1 protein-coding gene is annotated in these 1151 nt (G+C 58.3%); it reads left to right on the forward strand.

The genetic code is table 11. From position 1 onward, the window contains the following. On the forward strand, nucleotides 1-673 hold a 673-nt coding region (locus JF66_RS23980), incomplete at its 5' end, for a hypothetical protein (RefSeq protein ID WP_035880818.1). Nucleotides 674-1151 lie beyond the last annotated feature (478 nt).

The following is a 1151-nucleotide window of genomic DNA, read 5'->3' on the forward strand; positions in this document are numbered from 1 at the left end:
GCAGACTTGGTGGATCGCCAGCGAGTTGGTGCGTCGGCATCCGCATCTCCTCATCACGCGTGTGACAGCTGAAGACGACGGACCAGTAGTTCTGCTGCACGACGAGCAAGATGGCATGCGCATTCAGTTCGATTTGGAACGCGGCATCAGATTTGTGGTTTTGGGTGAGGCCGTCAACATTGGGTGGCGGCGCATTGTGAACTCGGATAGTTCGCACGAGATCGTGAAAATGATCGAGTTCGCCACGGGTCTTCAGGCCCCCGGAGTCTCACCGAATACCACGCCTCGTGCCCTCGTCTACAGACTCATCAGTAGCTTCCTGACGTCGGTCGTGAACGACCCGAATGAATGGAACGTCGTGCTGGCGACCATGGCCATAGACGGCAGCGACGATCCGAGCGCCGGGAAGTTTTTGCGCAAGTTTCCGTCAACGCGAGCGGCGGTGGCAGGCTATACCGCACAGACTCAAACCCAATTACCCAACGGTGGCACGCGACTCTTCCATCAGCCGTTTTGGGCCCTAACACGGGACCTTGAGGCTGTGGCCATTTTAGACACTGCCGGGGTCATTCACACACGTGAGGGCGCCGTGCCCCTGATGCCAATCTTCAAGGCAGCAGGTGGTCAGATGTCAGCGACCACGGCCTACCTGCTGGGAGAATTTCAGCCCTAACCACTCCATGCGACCATTGGCTGCCGCGTCACTTTCTGCGCGTGGACCTCTGGATGCGAAGGGGCGAAGCCACCCATCGACAGTTCTTGGAGGATATTTTCTCGTCGTGCGCCTTCTCGGCCATGTCCTGGGCGATCAGGTAAACGGGTAACGAAAAGCTTCTTCCGTCTCACGACCTCCGACGATGGAACACAAGCGAAAACACTGTAGTCGATAACAAGAGTGTTTCTTTCGAGTGACCGTCCACAGTCCGGCCGCCCATATTTCCGATCCACGCGCCCGCGAGAGTCCCCAGCGTAGTTTTTAGGAAACCGCCTTCACTGCGTCCCGCCGAAAAGACCCAGCGCGTGTCGTCAGGAATGCGTTGGACATACCCGCACCGAGCACAACCAACGCAGTCCCAAACCCAGGGCTCCCGTGTACGCAATCCCGGCGTCCCCGTCAAAGACGCGCCTTCACCAGCAACCATCGTGCGATG

It is taken from the genome of Cryobacterium sp. MLB-32 (assembly GCF_000738085.1).
Classification (GTDB): domain Bacteria; phylum Actinomycetota; class Actinomycetes; order Actinomycetales; family Microbacteriaceae; genus Cryobacterium.